This is a genomic window from Phyllobacterium sp. K27 (genome assembly GCF_054796155.1).
The window spans coordinates 144,440-162,927 of the sequence record NZ_JBTWND010000003.1 but is presented as its reverse complement, the minus strand read 5'-3'; the positions used below and the strand labels follow the sequence as shown (position 1 = coordinate 162,927).

Below are 18,488 nucleotides of genomic sequence, written 5' to 3'. Positions count from 1 at the left end.
ATTTTGCGCCTTTAACTCTGTTTGTACGGCCCGTACATCCGGATTTCGAGAAGGCCCTGTATGCGAGCCAAATGAAGGAGATCACCAACCGCTGTCGCAGGTTGAACATTGCTTATGATATCAGATACTAGAACAGACGATAAAACCCCTTCCGCAGAAGTCAAAATCCGCCTCCAAAATGTCTATAAAGTTTTCGGCAACAGGCCGGAAAAGGCGCTCGCTCTTTCCAGATCAGGCAAGGAAAAAGCAGATATCCATGCTGCAACAGGCAGTACAATTGGTGTTGACGATGCCAGTCTCGAAATTCGGGAAGGCGAGATTTTCGTTATCATGGGTTTGTCTGGTTCAGGCAAATCCACCTTGCTCCGCCTCCTGAATCGCCTGATCGAGCCTTCCGCCGGCAGTATTGAGATCAATGGCGTCGACATTACCAAAATGTCCAATCGGGAACTCATTGAATTGCGTCGACGCGATATGAGCATGGTCTTCCAATCATTTGCCTTGCTGCCAAATCGCAACGTCATCGACAATGCCGCTTTCGGATTGGAAGTGGCTGGCATTGGCGAAAGTGAACGCAACACAAAGGCTTTGGCTGCGCTTAAAGCTGTTGGACTGGAAGCCTATGCCACAAGCAATCCGGACGAGCTGTCGGGTGGAATGAAACAGCGTGTAGGTTTGGCGCGCGCGCTTGCAAGCGAACCAACCATCCTTTTGATGGATGAAGCCTTTTCGGCGCTGGATCCGTTGATCCGAACTGAAATGCAAGATGAACTTATGCGTCTCCAGGCAGAACATAGCCGAACCATAGTGTTCGTAAGCCATGATCTGGACGAGGCCATGCGTATCGGTGACCGGGTTTGTATCATGCAAAATGGCCGGGTAATTCAGGTTGGTACCCCCGATGAAATCATTCTTCAGCCAGCCAACGACTATGTTCGCTCATTCTTTCGCAATGTCGACGTTTCGCACGTTTTCAAGGCAGGCGATGTTGTTCGCAAGAACCAGATCACGATCTTTGACAGGCAAGGTGTAACTGCTCCTGTAGCGCTGGGCCGCATGCGGCAAGATGATCGTGAAGTCGCGATTATCACAGGCACTCGAAAAGAATATCTGGGCATGATCAGCCTCGAGTCTTTGATCGAAAAGGTGAATGCGCGTGATGCGGATCCTTATCGCAGCGCCTTCCTGCAGAACGTTGATCCAATCCTTGCCAGCGAGTCACTGTCTGATGTGATGGGCCGGGTGGCCGGCAGCCGTTGGCCGGTTCCGGTGATTGATGATCAGAAGAGATATGTCGGATCAATCAGCAAATCATCCCTCCTTGAAGTGCTTGATCGCGCGCATTAAAAATTGGACATCCTTATGAATTTTAACTTTAGCATAGGCGATGGTGCCGATACCGCCGTCAATTTTATCCTCGACAATTTTACACCTGCCCTCGATTTCATTGCGATGATTATTGGCATCGTTACCGATGGCATAGAGGGCGCGTTACTTTTCATCCCTCAGCCGATAGGAATAGCGCTGCTGGGTGCTATTGCCTTGTGGCGCGTCGGTTTGGGCTTTGCTGTTTTCACGGTGATTTCGCTTTGGCTCGTTGGTCATATGGAGCTTTGGTCCAGTATGATGGAGACATTGGCGCTCGTAATTGCAGCAACCTTGATTGCTGTTCTTATTGGCATTCCCGCCGGAATAGCCATGGCAAGAAACGACGCGATTGCATCCACCGTTCGTCCGGTGCTCGATTTGATGCAGACCATGCCAGCCTTTGTGTACCTTATTCCAGCAGCGATGTTCTTTGGACTAGGTGCAGTGCCTGGAACAATTGCCACGGTCATCTTTTCCATGCCTCCAGTCGTCCGGCTTACCAATCTCGGCATACGTCAGGTTCATAGTGAATTTGTCGAGGCTGGCCTGGCATTTGGCTGCACACGGATGCAGTTGTTGTTCAAGGTGCAAGTTCCCAACGCCATGCCATCGATTATGGCGGGCATCAATCAGACAATTATGCTGTCGCTTTCGATGGTTGTGATTGCTTCGATGATCGGCGCCGGTGGTCTGGGCAACACCGTATTAACGGGTATCCAGAGACTGGATATAGGCACCGGATTTGAGGGTGGTCTGGCGGTCGTCATTCTCGCTGTCATACTGGATCGCATTACCCAGAGTTTCGGCAAAAAGCGTCCAGCCTTATTTCGCCTTCCGTCGTTCACCAAGCGAGACAGTGAGGGTGCTCGATCATCCATTCAACCCCTCGCACAAAATCAAAAATGAGGCCGCTACCGGCCTCATAAATGAAAAGGAGAACCTATGTTCCGAAAAATAGTATCAATAGGGCTGGCTGCCATGGTCGCAGCGTCACTGTCTACAGCAGCATTTGCCCAAGATCAGGCCAAGCCTGTCAAACTGGGTTGGGCTGCCTGGTCTGATGCCGAGTTTGTTACGAAACTTGCCGCAAAGCTCATAGAGGATAAGCTTGGCCGCAAGGTCGAACTGGTACAGACCGATGTTGCTCCGCTCTACCAAGGTGTGGCCCGCGGTGATCTCGATGCGATGTTGATGGCATGGCTCCCTGAAACGCATGCAGATTATTTTGCGCGGGTGAAAGACAAGGTTGAAACGCTTGGAACAGTGTATGAGGGAGCCAAGCTGGGGTGGGTTGTTCCAACCTATATTCCTGCTGATGTAGTCAGCACCATTGAGGACCTCAAGAAACCCGACGTCGTGAAGCAGCTCGGTGGCACCATTCAAGGCATCGACCCCGGTGCAGGTCTTACCCGACTGTCTGAGCAAGCCGTTAAAGACTATGGCCTGGACTACAAGTTGCAGATATCCAGCGAGGCCGGAATGTTGACATCGGTCGAAAGAGCGACGCGATCGAAAAAGTGGTTTGTCGCTACCTCGTGGAGTCCCCATTGGATGTTCGGCAAGTATGATCTGCGTTATCTCGAGGATACCAAAGGCTCGTTGGGCAAGGCCGAACATGTTGATGTGATTGCTCGCAAAGGGTTCACGGAAGAAGATCCAAAAGTGGCAAAGTTCCTCTCGCGGATGAATCTGCCTATCACCGATCTGGAGCCTGCCATGTTCAACGCCCAGGAAACCTCCTATGACGCGGCGGTCGACAAGTATATCGTCGATCATCCCGACCAGGTAAATGCCTGGCTCGAAGGCTTGAACTAACCGATTTTTTTAAAGACCACTTCGTGCTGGACGCCTTTTGCCGTGTCCAGCACGATGTGCCATCGGGCAAGAGGGCATGCCCATGGGCCATGCCCTCACGATATTTCAGCAGATTTCATACAGTGACTACGCTTCAGGCGATATAATGCGCGTCGCATTGTGCGGACAGCGCCCCCTTCTTCCAAACCATTACACACTGCGTCCTAATGTCAGGCTTGCACAATTTTAAAGCATGCGCAAAATTGAGGCATGATTGCTGCCTTGTCCATAATGATCTTCGACGAAAATCGTATCCGCGCCTCAATTATCGAGGAAGGACTGCGCGAAGCTGGACATGATAAAGTTGTCGTTTTGCATGATATTGTCGGGCTTGCACGGCAGATCGAAAGCATCGGGCCGGATGTAATTGTCATTGATATAGAAACGCCGAACCGTGACATGCTGGAACATCTTTTTCAGCTGACACGATCTATACGCAAACCTATTGCCATGTTCGTAGACAGATCCGACAGTTCCTCTATCGAAGCGGCAGTCGAGGCGGGTGTTTCTGCCTATATAGTCGATGGACTCAAGAAAGAGCGGGTAAAGCCCATTCTTGATATGGCGGTCAGCAGGTTCAAAGCATTCAGTCGATTGCAGCAGGAATTGGCAGAAGCCAAGAGTGCCCTTGAGGAGCGGAAGATCATTGATCGCGCCAAGGGCATCTTGATGAAGTCCCGCTCCATGTCGGAAGACGAAGCCTATTCATTGCTGCGACAGACGGCAATGAACGAAAAGCGGAAGATTGCCGACATCGCGCAGAGCGTTGTTACGGCGGCCGCACTCTTAGGATCTTAGGAAGGGTTACAATGAGTTTCATCCGCACCGGTATCGATAAAGGCGGACTGGCAGCACCGGCTACTGTTGCCGGTCCCGGGTCGAAGTTGGTTCGTGCAGGATTCATTCCTTTGGTTGACGCTGCGATTCTGATTGCGGCGACCGAATTTGGTTTTGCTGCGCGCGAGGGCATTCAACTCAGTTTGATTAAGGATGTGTCGTGGGCAAATATCCGTGATCGTCTGGCGTTCCGGCAGTTTGATGTTGCCCATATGCTTGCGCCCATGCCGGTTGCCGCCGGTCTGAGCCTCGGTTCCAATCCGTCTCCTGTAATAGCGCCTTTTATCCTCGGGCGTGGAGGAAACGCCATCACGCTTTCACTTGGCTTGTACCGGCGCATGCAGGCGATGGCGGACCTGTCCGGCAAGCAGGATGCGCTGGCAAATGCAAGGGCTTTGAAGCGCGTAATAGAGGCCCGCAGAAACGAAGGGCAGGGGCCAATTACACTGGGTATAACCTATCCCTTCTCATCGCATAATTATGAGCTGCGATATTGGCTGGCGGCTGGTGGCATTGATCCAGACCTCGAAGTAAAGCTGGTTGTGGTGCCGCCCCCCATGACCTCGGACGCATTATCGGCCGGCGCTATTGATGGGTTCTGTGTCGGCGCGCCTTGGAACATGGTGGCGGTGTCGCGGGGCGTAGGGTGTATTGTTGCGGTTAAGGAAGACATTTGGTCGTCCAGCCCGGAAAAAGTCATCGGCATGCGCCCGGATTGGTTTGATCAAAATTCAGAGACGGCTTCACGCCTGATCGTTGCGCTGGATCATGCCGCCCGCTGGTGCGATCGTGCGGACAGTCGGCGGGAACTGGCTCTGGCGTTGTCAGGACCCGATTATCTTGATGTGCCATTTGATATCCTGCATCGTATTCTCCTCGGGCAATTTACAATTGATCCGGATGGAGCCGAGCGCACTGTTCCCGACTATTTCAATTTCCACCGGGATGCTGCGAATTTCCCCTGGGTCAGCCAAGCTCAATGGATTTACAGTCAGATGGTCCGCTGGGGCCAGGTGGAATATGGTTTACTCCTTGCCGAAAAAGCAGGCGCTGCCTTTCGCCCTGACTTGTACCGCAACGCCATAGGACAGCGTCCTGATACGCCAGCAAATGACGCGCGCGTGGAAGGAATGGGCATCGCAGATGCTTTCCTCGATGGTGCTGTTTTCGACCCTGAGGACATTCCCCGTTATCTGCGAAGTGTTGGTTCAAACGAGCGCTGATGGGAAGCAGGGCTGCTTATTTCTTGTGCATCGCACAAATTATCTGCAGAGGCTGCACTCAAAAATCGGTGGCATTCTGGAGATTTTATGTGTTGAAGAAGGGCATATTAAAAAACTTCATTTAGAATCAAGTAATTAACAAAATTCTATCGCAGTTGGCACGCTAATTGCTTTTATAAATATGTTCCGTCAATGGAGACAGGAACCGCTGGCACCGCATCGGGTGCTTTCAAAAGACACAGACGTCGCTTGGCTCAGTTCATTCCAACGGTTTACCGGGAGTGTGCGTGATCCAGCGGCGTTTTTTTTTCGACCAGCCTTTATGGCCAAATAGTGCAGGGAAGCTTATGGATCAGAAACTTTCAAATGGCATGGCGCGACGCAAATTCCTGAAGACAAGTGGCGCGCTGACCCTGTTGGCAGCCGCAAAATCTCTGTTTCCCAGCGGTGCCTTTGCCGCTGGTGCCGGCCCTGAAACGACCAAGGCCGTTCTCGGCTTTATTGCTTTGACGGATTCAGTCCCGCTCATCGTTGCAAAGGAAAAAGGCCTCTTTGCCAAATACGGGATGCCGGACGTTGAGGTTGTAAAGCAGGCTTCGTGGGGAACGACGCGTGATAATCTTGTCTTGGGTTCTCAAGGGAATGGCATAGACGGCGCTCACATCCTGACGCCCATGCCCTATCTGATAAGCACGGGCAAGGTGACCCAAAACAATCAACCTTTGCCCATGGTCATATTGGCCCGCCTTAATCTGGATGCTCAGGGCATTTCCGTTGGTTCGGCCTATGCGCACAATAAAGTGGGCGTGGATGCCAGTGCTTTGAAGGAAGCTTTCGCCAAAAAGAAAGCCGAAGGAAATGCAGCCAAGGCTGCCATGACGTTTCCTGGTGGAACACATGATTTGTGGTTGCGGTATTGGCTGGCGGCGGGCGGTATTGACCCGGACAAGGATGTTGACACGATCGTGGTGCCGCCACCCCAGATGGTTGCCAACATGAAAGTCGGTACCATGGACTGCTTCTGCGTCGGCGAGCCCTGGAACGCACAGCTTGTAAACCAGGGTATCGGCTATACGGCACTCAATACGGGAGAATTATGGGCGAAGCATCCGGAAAAGTCGCTCGGCATGCGGGCCGACTGGGTCGAGAAGCACCCCAATGCTGCCAAGGCGCTGCTCATGGCAATCATGGAAGCGCAGCAATGGTCTGATGATCTGGCGAATAAGGATGAACTTGCGAAAATGGTCGGTAAGCGGGCCTGGTTCAACGTTCCGCCCAAAGACATCGCGGGCCGGCTGAAGGGTGAGTATGATTACGGCAACGGTCGAATCGAAAATGCCAGCCCCCACCTCATGAAGTTCTGGCGTGATCATGCCTCCTACCCCTTCCAGAGCCACGACAAATGGTTTCTCGCTGAAAATATCCGTTGGGGAAAGTTTGCACCGGATACGGATATTTCCGGGCTGGTCGGACAGGTGAATCGCGAAGACCTGTGGAGGGAAGCTGCGAGCGAACTTGGTATCGCAACGGCAGATGTTCCAACCTCCAAATCTCGCGGCGTCGAAACATTCTTCGACGGCAAGGTTTTCGATCCCGAAAATCCGCAGACCTATCTCGCCAGCCTCGACATCAAACATTTTGCGTGAGGAGAACGGAATGACCGCTAATCCTGTCCGCCTGAAAACCAGTGAACCTGTTAAACCCCAGGCTCAAATAGTTCCTCTTGCCGTTTCCAAGCGGATTCCTGCAAGCGATGCCCTGCGTCAATGGCTTTCATCTGTTACCGCACACGTCCTTCCGCCACTCGTGACCCTTTTGTTTCTGCTGATATTCTGGGAGATCGTCTGTTCTTCTCCCACCGCAAACGTCCCGCCGCCTTCGCGTGTCGTTTCTGAAACCTGGGAACTTATTATTCATCCGTTTTACGTGGGGCAGGGCATTGATCAGGGATTATTCTGGCATATTTTCGAAAGCCTCAAGCGGGTTGCGCTCGGATATTGTCTTGCCGCATTTGCAGGTATCGCGCTCGGAGTGCTGGTCGGCCAAAGCGAGTGGGCCATGCGTGGTCTCGATCCGATCTTTCAGGTTCTGCGAACGGTGCCACCTCTCGCATGGCTGCCCCTGTCTCTGGCTGCTTTCAAAGACGGCAATCCATCAGCAATCTTTGTGATTTTTATCACCGCGATTTGGCCGATCATCATCAATACCGCGGTCGGTATCCGCAATATTCCACAGGATTACCAGAATGTGGCGAAGGTATTGCGGCTTAATCAGCTTGAGTATTTTGCAAAGATCATGATCCCGGCTGCGGCACCCTATATTTTCACCGGCCTGCGCATCGGTATCGGGCTTTCCTGGCTCGCTATTGTTGCCGCGGAAATGCTGATCGGTGGTGTCGGCATCGGCTTCTTCATCTGGGATGCCTGGAACTCATCGCTCATCAGCGACATCATTCTGGCGCTCATCTATGTTGGCATCGTCGGATATTTCCTTGATCGCCTCATTGCCTTCATCGCCAAGGCTGTCACCCGCAACACGGCAAGTGCCTGAGGAGCTCATCATGGCAAAACCCTATCTTTCGCTAGAACAGATCGACATGGTGTTCAGCCGTGGCGGCGCCACCACCCAGGTTCTCAATCAAGTCTCGCTTACTGTTGAAAAAGGCGAGTTCATCTCAATCATCGGTCATTCCGGCTGCGGGAAGTCGACACTGCTCAACATTGTTGCAGGGCTTACACAGGCAACGCGGGGCGTTGTATTTCTTGAAGGCAGCGTCGTCGACAAACCGGGACCGGACAGGGCCGTTGTGTTTCAAAACCATTCACTTCTGCCATGGCTTACAACCTATGAGAATGTGAAGCTGGCGGTCGACAAAGTATTCTCGTCAACCAAGACCCGCGCAGAGCGGCATGAATGGACCATGCGCAACCTTGAACTTGTGCAGATGGTACACGCCAAGGACAAACGGCCTTCGGAAATATCGGGCGGCATGAAGCAAAGGGTGGGCATTGCGCGCGCCTTGGCCATGGAGCCCAAGGTGCTTCTGCTCGATGAACCGTTCGGAGCACTCGATGCCCTGACGCGCGCGCATCTTCAGGACCAGGTGATGCAGATTCATGCGGAACTCGCCAACACGGTTCTGATGATTACCCACGATGTTGACGAGGCAGTCCTCCTTTCAGACCGTATCGTGATGATGACCAATGGCCCCTCGGCAAAGATTGGCGAGGTACTCGACGTGCCGCTGGACCGCCCGCGCCGTCGCATCGAGCTGGCCTCGGATGCGTCCTATACCCGCTGCCGCTCGGCAGTAATGAAATTCCTGTACGAACGTCACCGTCTTGTGGAGGCCGCATAATGGCAGCGCGCAAACAGAAACTGGTCGTCATCGGCAATGGCATGGCTCCCGGCCGTGCGCTGGAGTATCTGCTGGAACTGGCGCCCGACGCCTATGAAATTGTCATCTTCAATGCCGAACCACGGGTTAATTACGATCGGATCATGCTTTCGCCCGTCCTTTCGGGCGAGAAGGAATTTGAAGAGATTATCATCCATGGCGATGGATGGTATATCAAGCACGGCATCACCCTCTATAAGGGCCACAAGGTCGTCAATATTGACCGCGAGGCGAAGACCGTTACCTCCGATGCAGGTACGACGGAAAGTTATGACAAGCTTCTCATCGCCACCGGCTCCGTGCCCTTCATTCTGCCATTGCCGGGCAAAGACCTTCCGGGCGTTCTGACCTATCGTGATCTTGATGATGTCAATGCCATGCTGTTGGCCGCACAGTCACGGGCAAAGGCAATCGTCATTGGCGGTGGCCTGCTCGGACTGGAAGCGGCAGCGGGTCTTGCATCGCGCGGCATGGAAGTGACCGTGCTGCATGTCATGCCGACACTGATGGAGCGCCAGCTTGATCCGGCGGCGGGCTATCTCTTGGAAAAGGCTGTAGAGGCACGCGGCATCAAGGTTATTACCAAGGCCAATACCAAGGAAATTATCGGCAACGGCAAGGTCGAAGGCGTTCTATTGGCCGATGGCACACAATTGCCAGCCGATCTGGTTGTCATGGCGGTTGGCATCAGGCCAAACGGAACCTTGGCGAAGGATGCAGGACTGGAAATCAATCGCGGCATTGTCACGAATGCCGGAATGAGCACCTCCGACCCCGATATCTATTCCATTGGCGAATGCGCGGAGGTTGGCGGCCAATGTTACGGGCTTGTCGCACCATTATATGAAATGGCCCGTGTTGTTGCGGCGCAACTCGCTGGCGATTCAAGCGCGGCCTTTGTTCACAGCGAAACGCCAACAAAACTGAAGGTAACAGGCATTAATCTGTTCTCGGTGGGTGATCTTGGCGAAGGTGACGACCGGCAGGAGATCGTGCTGCGCGACGCAGCCGCCGGTGTCTACAAGCGCCTTGTCCTGAAGGATGATCGGATCATTGGAACCGTGCTTTATGGCGAAACCTCTGACGGCGCATGGTTCCATGACCTCACCAAAAAACGCACCGATATTTCGGAGATGCGAGAGACCCTGATTTTTGGCCAGTCCTACCAGGGAGGATCCCCGCTGGACCCTATGGCGGCCGTTGCAGCATTACCGGATGATGCGGAAATCTGCGGTTGCAACGGCATATGCAAAGGAAAAATCACAGGCGCGATCACATCCAAGGGCCTGACATCGCTTGATGATGTTCGTGCTCATACCAAGGCATCAGCTTCGTGCGGCAGTTGCACTGGACTTGTCGAACAGCTTCTGACGCTGACGCTCGGCGACAAGTATAACCCGTCAGCTGTTACACCCATGTGCGGCTGTACTGATCTTGGTCATGATGATGTACGTCGCCTGATCAAAGCCAAGGGATTGAAGTCAATCCCCGCGGTGATGCAGGAACTGCAATGGAAAACGTCCTGCGGCTGTGCAAAATGCCGTCCGGCATTGAACTACTATCTCGTTTCCGATTGGCCCGATGAATATGCGGACGACTATCAGTCCCGCTTCATCAATGAGCGCGTGCACGCCAATATCCAGAAAGACGGCACTTATTCTGTTGTTCCCCGCATGTGGGGCGGCATGACCAACTCATCGGAATTGCGCGCCATCGCCGATGTCGTTGATAAGTTCGACATCCCTGCGGTCAAGGTCACGGGTGGCCAACGCATCGACATGCTGGGGATCAAGAAAGAAGACCTGCCCGCCGTTTGGGCCGATCTCGGCAAGGCCGGTTTTGTATCGGGGCAAGCCTATGCCAAGGGTCTGCGCACGGTGAAAACCTGCGTCGGGTCCGATTGGTGCCGCTTCGGTACCCAGGATTCAACGGGCCTCGGCATCCGCATTGAAAAGTTCATGTGGGGCTCATGGACGCCAGCAAAACTCAAACTGGCTGTGTCCGGCTGTCCGCGCAATTGTGCGGAGGCCACCTGCAAGGACATCGGAATTATCTGCGTGGATTCCGGTTATGAAATTCACTTCGCCGGTGCAGCGGGGCTGGATATCAAGGGAACGGAGGTGCTGGGCCTCGTCAAGAGCGAGGACGAAGCGCTGGAGCATGTTGTTGCGCTCGCGCAAATGTACCGAGAGCAGGCGCGTTATCTGGAGCGCATTTACAAATGGGCCAAGCGTGTCGGCCTTGATGAAATACGCCGCCAGATCATGACTGACGCGGAGAAGCGCAAAGGCTTCTTTGACAGGTTCGTTTTCAGCCAGAAATTCGCACAGGTCGATCCCTGGTCGGAGCGCGTTTCGGGCGTGGACAAGCACGAGTTCAAACCGATGGCCACGATCGGCTATGCACAGGCAGCGGAGTAAGGCGATGAGTGAATGGATTGCGATCGGTTCGATCAATGATATTCCACGGCGCGGTGCCCGCTGTGTCATGACTCCGCAGGGAAAGATTGCAGTCTTCCGCACGATGGAAGATCAGGTCTTCGCCATTGACGATCATTGCCCGCACAAGGGAGGCCCTTTGAGTCAGGGCATTGTGCACGGCGCATCGGTTACATGCCCTTTGCACAATTGGGTCATTTCACTGGAAACAGGAAAAGCGCTTGGCGCTGATGAGGGCAGTGTTCGAACCATTCCGCTCAAGCTGGACGGGGACAGTATTCTCGCCCATCTGGAAACCACAGCTGTCGCGGCGGAATGATGAATCAGGAAGCAGCAGGCACTCGCACCACATGCCCCTATTGCGGGGTGGGGTGCGGCGTGCTCGCCACCCGGGAGGAGAGCGGAACCATTGGCATCAAGGGTGACCCCTTGCACCCTGCCAATTTCGGGCGTCTTTGCTCGAAAGGTTCCGCTCTTGGCGAGACCGTTAGTCTGGAAGAGCGGTTACTTCAACCGAAGGTGTTTGGAGCGGGTGCAAGTTGGGATGAGGCATTGGGGCTGGTAGCAAGCCGATTTTCCGATGTGATCCGCCAGCATGGCCCCGACAGTGTTGCCTTTTATGTTTCAGGGCAACTGCTCACGGAAGACTATTACGTTGCCAACAAGCTGATGAAGGGTTTTATCGGCTCGGCCAATATTGATACGAATTCGCGCCTGTGCATGTCCTCTTCGGTTGCAGGCCATGTGCGCGCTTTCGGTTCAGATACTGTTCCCGGCACTTATGAGGATCTGGAACTGGCGGATCTTGTTATTCTGACGGGCTCAAACCTCGCATGGTGCCACCCCGTGCTCTATCAGCGGCTGGCCGCAGCCAAAGCTGAACGCCCCCAAATGAAGATTGTTGTCATTGATCCGCGCCGGACAATGACTGCCGATATTGCTGATATGCACCTTGCCATCCGCCCGGACGGCGATGTTGCATTGTTCCTCGGCCTGCTTGGTTTTCTTGCGGGATCGGCGAGCGTTGATCATGATTATATTGAGAAGCACACATCGGGCTTTGCGATGGCTTTCGCTGCCGCGCGTCAATTGAGCGTTGATGAGCTAACCCGAAAGACGGGTCTGGATGAGCAGCAATTGGAAGCTTTCTACAAGCTCTTCATTGCCACGCCAAAAACAGTCACCTGTTATAGTCAGGGTGTGAACCAGTCATCCTCCGGGACGGACAAGGTAAACGCCATTATCAACTGTCATCTGGCAACCGGCCGTATCGGCAAGCCGGGTATGGGGCCGTTTTCTCTGACAGGCCAGCCCAATGCCATGGGCGGGCGCGAGGTCGGCGGACTTGCCAATATGCTCGCTGCACATATGTCAATTGCAAGCGAGGAGGACAGAGACAGGGTTCAGCGGTTCTGGGGTTCGCCACGCATAGCCTCCAAGCCCGGACTGAAGGCTGTTGATATGTTCCAGGCCGTTGCCGATGGCCGCATCAAAGCCATCTGGATCATGGCGACCAATCCTGTTGTATCCATGCCCGATGCGGATGCGGTTCAAGCTGCTATCAAAGCCTGTCCATTCGTTGTTGTGTCTGACGTGACCCGAACCGATACGAGCCGCCACGCCCATGTTTTCCTGCCATCGCTTGGGTGGGGTGAGAAAAGCGGGACGGTCACCAATTCCGAGCGCAGGATTTCGCGGCAAAGGTCATTTCTACCCGCCCCCGGGCAAGCCAAGGCGGATTGGTGGCAATTGGCTGAGGTGGGCAGAAAAATGGGTTTCGACGCCGCTTTTCAGTATAACTCGCCCGATGAAATATTTGCAGAGCATGCTGCTCTTTCAGCTTTTGAAAACGAAGGCACGCGCGATTTTGATATTGGCGCCTATGCGCAAATTGACGGGCAAGCCTATGATGCGCTGTCCCCTGTGCAGTGGCCACAGCCGCAAACAGGGTCGGGAGAGGAAAGCCGGTTCTTTGGCAATGGTGGCTTTTTTCATGCTGACAGGAAAGCGCGGTTCATTGCGGTAGAAGCTGGAAATGTGGAACGGTCGGATACCCATTTTCCATTAACGCTCAATACCGGACGTATTCGCGATCAATGGCATACCATGACCCGAACTGGCAAAAGTGCTCGTCTTTCCGCGCATATTGCAGAGCCCTTTGCTGAAATCCATCCTGTCGATGCCGGGGAAATCGGAGTTGAAAGCGCCGATCTGGTGGAGCTGGAAAGCCCCTATGGCAATGTTATCGTCAGAGCATCGGTGACTGATCGGCAGACGCGCGGCAATGTTTTCGTGCCCATGCACTGGAATGACAATTTTGCCGCCAAAGCCCGCATCGATAGCTTGGTTGCGCCCCGCGTTGACCCGGTTTCGGGTCAGCCCGCTTTGAAAAGCAGCGCCGTTGCAGCGAAAAAATTTGCTGCTTCAAATTATGGTTTTGCCGTTTCCATTACAAAGCCGAAAGACATCGATCTGCCCTATTGGGCAGTAGCAAAAGCGCAAGATGGCTGGAGGGTGGAGTTTGCCGGAAACGACATTGCTGACTGGACGCAATGGGCCCGGACAACGTTTGGCATTCCGGCAGATATCGAACCATTGGGCTATCACGACGGACAGTCAGGCGATTTTCGGTTGGCGTTTTTTGACGAAGGCAGGCTTTTGGCCGCCATGTTCATTGCAGCTAAACCTGTTGCAGCTGCGCGCAGTTGGATGATCGAGCAGCTCTCATGCTCCCATACTGATCTGTCAAAGCGTTTTTCCATCATTGCTGGCCGCCCCGGAGACAGAAGCGCGGACAAGGGAGCCATTGTCTGCTCCTGCTTCAGCGTAGGCTTTAACCAGATCGTTGCTGCTGCTCGCAGCGGTTGCATGAGTGTCGCTTCTGTAGGGGCGACGACGAATGCAGGAACAAATTGCGGTTCCTGTCGGGCCGAAATCAGAGGGATCATCGATGGATGCAACGTTGTGGCCGCTGAATAAGCGGCAAGGAAATCAAACAAGCGCGCGCGTATCCCCATTGGCAAAATTGCCGATCTTCTGGGATTTGAAGGGAAAGCGTGTCGTTATTGCCGGCGGATCGGAAGGTGCGGCATGGAAGGCAGAGCTTCTGGCGGCGTGCGGCGCAATGGTTCACATCTATGCGCAAGAGTTATCCGATGTTTTTTCCAGTCTGGTCGATGATTTATCGGGCTCAGACCTTCAAATATATGCGCACCATGCGAGGCCTTACACAGTCGCGGACTTGAAAGGCGCATCGCTGGCGATTGGCGATTTTGACAATGAAACCGATGCGGAAATTTTCCTCAATGCCGGTATAGAAGCAGGCGTGCCTGTAAACGTTATAGACAAGCCGGCGTTCTGCCAGTTTCAATTCGGCTCAATCGTCAATCGCTCCCCCGTGATCGTGTCGATATCGACGGATGGCGCTGCACCTATACTTGCTCAGGCAATAAGGCGCAGGATTGAGGCGATACTGCCTGCTTCCTTGCAGCTTTGGGCGCAAATGGCGCAAGGCCTTCGCGGTAAGGTAAACGACCGGCTGGAATCTGGACGAGCCCGGCGGCGTTTTTGGGAAGGATTTGTGGACCGGGTTTTTATCGGCAAACCCAATGAGGCAGCGCTGACGGAACTGCTTGCGGAGGCAGCAAATGGTGATAGCCGCCCGTCACGCATGGGAAAAATTACTTTCCTTGCCGCCGGACCGGGAGACCCGGAATTGCTCACGCTCAAGGCCATTCGTGCATTGCAGGCGGCCGACATCGTTCTGTTTGGGCCGGGGGTGTCCAACGAAATCCTTGAATTCGCCAGACGAGAGGCGCGCAGAACCCCTGTTGACCGACGTACAGGGCAAACGGTTGATTACATTGCGGCCCTGTTGGACGAAGGAAAAAATGTCGTCCGCATAGAGTTGGGAAATCCTGCTGGTGCCGATTATTTGCGCGAGGAAATAGCTGCGCTGGAACAATTCGGGATCCGCGCGCGCATGATTCCGGGCGTGATTGCGGATAGCGCAGAAATGCTGCGCTGTGAGGTGGCCACTGTCCCCTTCAGCTATGCCAATGCAGGATATAGTGAACAAGCTGGGAGATAGTTCGATGGATCAGTTTGCCTGTTCCTGCTCAAAATGGCTGCCTGATATCAGGCCGCTATGAAACAAAGCGGCCTGATGAGTTGCAGGAAGTTAGAGGGAAGCCATGTCTATGACGAAGCGATAGCGTACGTCGCTTTTCAGGACACGCTCATAGGCCTCATTGATATCTTTGATACTGATGGTTTCGATCTCGGCAACGATGTTGTGCTTGCCGCAGAAATCCAGCATTTTCTGGGTTTCCTTGATCGAACCAATCATGGAGCCGGCAAGGGTTTTGCGCCCGCCGATCACTGAAAATGCATGCACGGGTACGGCATTCTCCGGGACGCCAACCAGCACCATCGTGCCGTCTAACTTCAGCAGGTTGAGATAGGCATTCCAATCAATCGTGGTGCCGACCGTGCAAATGATCAGGTCGAACGTGCCTGTCAGCGTCTTGAATGTTTCCGCATCGCTGGTTGCATAATAATGGCTGGCACCCAGTTTTATCCCGTCGTCTTTTTTCGACAGAGTTTGACTGAGAACGGTGACTTCGGCGCCCATTGCGTGTGCAATCTTGACGCCCATATGACCGAGCCCACCCATACCGACAATTGCAACCTTTTTGCCGGGACCGGCCTTCCAATGGTGAAGCGGCGAATAGAGGGTGATACCCGCACACAGAAGCGGGGCAGCTGCATCAAGCGGCAGGTTCTCCGGGAAGGAGAGAACATAACCTTCCTTGACGACAATCGAGTCCGAATAGCCGCCATAGGTCGGAGTGGTGCCATCAGCTTCAAAATCATTATAGGTCTGGACGAGCCCGGGCATATACTGCTCGAGATCGACATTCCGCTCTGCACATTTGGTGCAGGAATTGACAAAACATCCGACGCCGACGCGATCACCTGTCTTGAATTTCTTCACCTTGGAACCAACCGCAGTGACAATGCCTGCCACTTCGTGGCCGGGCACCATCGGGAATATGCCGTTGCCCCATTCATTGCGGGCCTGATGGATATCGGAATGGCAAACACCACAATATTTGACCGATATGACGACATCATCTTCGTTCGGTTCACGGCGCTCAAAAGTGAAGGGGGTAAGAGGTTGCGACGCATCTGTTGCTGCGTAGCCTTTTGCAATAGCCATGGGTATTTCCTTTTTGGGGGATGTAGAGCGCTACTATGAGCCCAATCGGAATTGGAGCGGTAGAGTGATCCTGCAAGCTTATTGCACAATCCTGCAAAAGTGACAGCGAGCCTGATACCGCGCTGATCAAGCATGATATAAAGTGCTGTGCCTTGGCAACCTCAGAAGCAAGCGATCAGGATATGACACTACCATTCTCTCCCTTTCAGGAAATTGCCACAATCATCGACCGTTTTACCGGTGGGGATGGTGATTTTTCCACGGCGATTGGCAATCTCAGTTTTTATCGCCGCAGTGCACCGACGATGCCCCACCATAGCGCCTATCGACCGGGCTTTGCCATTGTTGTGCAGGGCGCAAAAAGCCTGACGGTAGGGCAGGAAATTTATCGCTATGGCGCGGGTCAATATCTCTTGACCTCGCTTGACCTGCCGGTTGAATCGCATGTGATAGAGGCTACCCCGGAAGCGCCTTATCTGTGCTTTACATACACGATTGACAGTGCCCGGTTGAGCGACATGATTGCCCGTGACAGTATTCCGCGTCCTGTGGCAGCAGATGGCATAAGGGGCTGGGCTGTGAATGTTGCATCGCCAGAGATTCTTGATGCCTCGGTGCGGCTGCTGCGGCTTCTCGACCGGCCTGAGGATATTGCCGTCATAGCCCCGTTGATAGAACACGAAATTCTTTATCGCCTTCTCTCTGGCCCTGACGGCACGCGATTGCTGCAGATTGCCATGTCCGAAAGTCAAAGCAACAAGGTGGTCCGCGCTATTGCATGGATAAGGGATAATTTTACCGAAACGCTACGGATCGAGGATTTGGCGGGGCGTATCAATATGAGCGTTTCCTCGCTCCATCACAATTTCAAGGCCGTCACGGCAATGACGCCGTTGCAGTACCAAAAGAAGCTTCGCCTGCATGAAGCGCGCCGACTTATTTTGGTAGATCAACTGGATGTCGGCATGGCCGGACACAAGGTCGGCTATGACAGTCCATCACAGTTCAGCCGCGAGTATAGCCGCCTCTACGGCTCACCACCATTGCGCGACGCCGAACGTATGCGTCGTGCCGGGGGCGAGAGCAAATCGTTGTCGTGATCGTTCTCCAGCCTGATGCGTTCACGTCATCGATTTCCGCACATCGCGGGGGCGTATGCCGAATTGCCGCCTGAAGGCAGTCGCGAAGTTTTCCGGGCTGGAATAGCCCGCAAGCAGACTTGCATCATTGACACTCGCCTCATCCGACCGCAGGGCTGCAAAAGCACGCTCCAGCCGTGCCTTGCGAGCATATTCGAAAACACTCATTTCCTCGGAGACACGGAATAATCGTTGTAACCCACTGGCACTGACACCGGCGGCGCGGGAAATCGCCTCTACGGTCAGAGGTGTGGCAATGTCCTTTGCAATGACTTCTTTTGCCCGTTGAAGGCGCAGCAATTCCCGCTTGGTGAGGGCAGCCGGCCGTTGTTGGGCACGATCTGTATTGAGCAATGCAGCGACTGTCTCCGCCACTATCTCTACGCAGCGTCCTTCGAGAAAAAGATTGTGAAGCGAGGGGATCATGTCCGACGGAGCCATGACTTGCCTGACCACTTCACGCAGGCGCGGCGTGGGTATCCATCGACCATGTGCCAGATGATCCTTGAAAAGCCGCTGGGCGAGGCTGCCGCTGGCAACATCGCCCCCATCCATCTCGAGCCATTCCGGTGTGACCGACACGACAAGATGTCTTACGTGCTGCCGCTCCCGCGATATTCTTTCGAAGCGCTCCTCGCTTACGCTCATGATTGCGGCGCCCTCCAGATTGCAGTGCCGATTGCCTTTGAAAACGAAATTCCTGTCGCCGACATTCAATTCGACCTGTCCTTGGAGAAAGAAGATGCAGGACAGGCCTTCGCGCAGCACAGACGTGGCCGTGAAAGCACGTTCCTCCATCACGTCGCCACCGTGAATGCACATGCCGTGACGCAGTTGCCGATGGAGAAACTGCCCCTCGATCAGGGTATCATCCAGAGAAAGCTTGTCATCGCTTGTCTCAAGGTTCAACCCTTCGACATCCATGAAATCGCCGATGCAGACACGCCGTTTCCGGTTCCGGTCAAGACCGTCAACCTCCGCCTCCCGAGGATCTTTCATACGCAGTCTTCC

Annotated in this window: 15 protein-coding genes; 13 read left to right on the top strand and 2 right to left on the bottom strand. The window is 53.9% G+C overall.

Translation table 11 applies throughout. From position 1 onward, the window contains the following. The first annotated feature begins 114 nt into the window (after positions 1–114). From proV to ACYJL1_RS18520, 12 genes are all read left to right on the top strand, one after another. Positions 115–1,347, top strand: coding sequence for a glycine betaine/L-proline ABC transporter ATP-binding protein ProV (gene proV, locus ACYJL1_RS18575; protein ID WP_460898414.1), 1,233 nt, complete (start codon positions 115–117; stop codon positions 1,345–1,347). Positions 1,348–1,362: 15 nt separating this feature from the next. Further along, the gene (locus ACYJL1_RS18570) at positions 1,363–2,274 is read left to right on the top strand and encodes an ABC transporter permease (protein WP_460898413.1); all 912 of its coding nucleotides are present in this window, start codon (positions 1,363–1,365) and stop codon (positions 2,272–2,274) included. Positions 2,275–2,310: 36 nt separating this feature from the next. Then, positions 2,311–3,183: a glycine betaine ABC transporter substrate-binding protein gene (locus ACYJL1_RS18565; protein ID WP_460898412.1), complete on the top strand. Its 873-nt coding sequence runs from the start codon at positions 2,311–2,313 to the stop codon at positions 3,181–3,183. A gap of 270 nt (positions 3,184–3,453) precedes the next feature. Continuing rightward, the gene (locus ACYJL1_RS18560; RefSeq protein ID WP_460899157.1) at positions 3,454–4,020 is read left to right on the top strand and encodes an ANTAR domain-containing response regulator; all 567 of its coding nucleotides are present in this window, start codon (positions 3,454–3,456) and stop codon (positions 4,018–4,020) included. Positions 4,021–4,031: 11 nt separating this feature from the next. Continuing rightward, complete coding sequence (locus ACYJL1_RS18555) at positions 4,032–5,282, top strand: CmpA/NrtA family ABC transporter substrate-binding protein (protein ID WP_460898411.1); 1,251 nt, start codon at positions 4,032–4,034, stop codon at positions 5,280–5,282. Positions 5,283–5,629: 347 nt separating this feature from the next. Then, entirely contained in the window at positions 5,630–6,928 is a 1,299-nt protein-coding gene (locus tag ACYJL1_RS18550; protein ID WP_460898410.1) for a CmpA/NrtA family ABC transporter substrate-binding protein, read from the top strand. 10 nt (positions 6,929–6,938) lie between these two features. Beyond that, positions 6,939–7,832: a nitrate ABC transporter permease gene (gene ntrB, locus ACYJL1_RS18545; protein ID WP_460898409.1), complete on the top strand. Its 894-nt coding sequence runs from the start codon at positions 6,939–6,941 to the stop codon at positions 7,830–7,832. Between the two features lie 10 nt (positions 7,833–7,842). Further along, positions 7,843–8,640, top strand: coding sequence for an ABC transporter ATP-binding protein (locus ACYJL1_RS18540; protein WP_460898408.1), 798 nt, complete (start codon positions 7,843–7,845; stop codon positions 8,638–8,640). Then, positions 8,640–11,099, top strand: coding sequence for a nitrite reductase large subunit NirB (gene nirB / locus ACYJL1_RS18535; protein ID WP_460898407.1), 2,460 nt, complete (start codon positions 8,640–8,642; stop codon positions 11,097–11,099). The genes ACYJL1_RS18540 and nirB overlap by 1 nt, the downstream gene beginning before the upstream one ends. Positions 11,100–11,103: 4 nt before the next feature. Beyond that, a complete protein-coding gene (gene nirD, locus ACYJL1_RS18530; RefSeq protein ID WP_460898406.1) occupies positions 11,104–11,436 on the top strand; it encodes a nitrite reductase small subunit NirD in 333 nt (110 codons plus the stop codon). Further along, entirely contained in the window at positions 11,433–14,096 is a 2,664-nt protein-coding gene (locus ACYJL1_RS18525; protein WP_460898405.1) for a nitrate reductase, read from the top strand. Before nirD ends, ACYJL1_RS18525 begins: the two co-directional genes overlap by 4 nt. Next, on the top strand, positions 14,068–15,207 hold the full coding sequence (locus ACYJL1_RS18520; protein WP_460898404.1) for an SAM-dependent methyltransferase: 1,140 nt from the start codon (positions 14,068–14,070) through the stop codon (positions 15,205–15,207). Before ACYJL1_RS18525 ends, ACYJL1_RS18520 begins: the two co-directional genes overlap by 29 nt. A gap of 90 nt (positions 15,208–15,297) precedes the next feature. On the opposite strand, the gene ACYJL1_RS18515 is transcribed toward ACYJL1_RS18520, so the two are convergent. Next, entirely contained in the window at positions 15,298–16,338 is a 1,041-nt protein-coding gene (locus tag ACYJL1_RS18515; protein ID WP_460898403.1) for an NAD(P)-dependent alcohol dehydrogenase, read from the bottom strand. A 182-nt stretch (positions 16,339–16,520) separates the two neighbouring features. Between ACYJL1_RS18515 and ACYJL1_RS18510 the strand changes: the two genes are divergently transcribed. Further along, a complete protein-coding gene (locus tag ACYJL1_RS18510; protein ID WP_460898402.1) occupies positions 16,521–17,438 on the top strand; it encodes an AraC family transcriptional regulator in 918 nt (305 codons plus the stop codon). A gap of 21 nt (positions 17,439–17,459) precedes the next feature. On the opposite strand, the gene ACYJL1_RS18505 is transcribed toward ACYJL1_RS18510, so the two are convergent. Next, positions 17,460–18,476 carry a helix-turn-helix transcriptional regulator gene (locus ACYJL1_RS18505; RefSeq protein ID WP_460898401.1) on the bottom strand — a complete coding sequence of 339 codons (1,017 nt, stop codon included), beginning with the start codon at positions 18,474–18,476 and terminating at the stop codon, positions 17,460–17,462. Between the last annotated feature and the right edge of the window lie 12 nt (positions 18,477–18,488).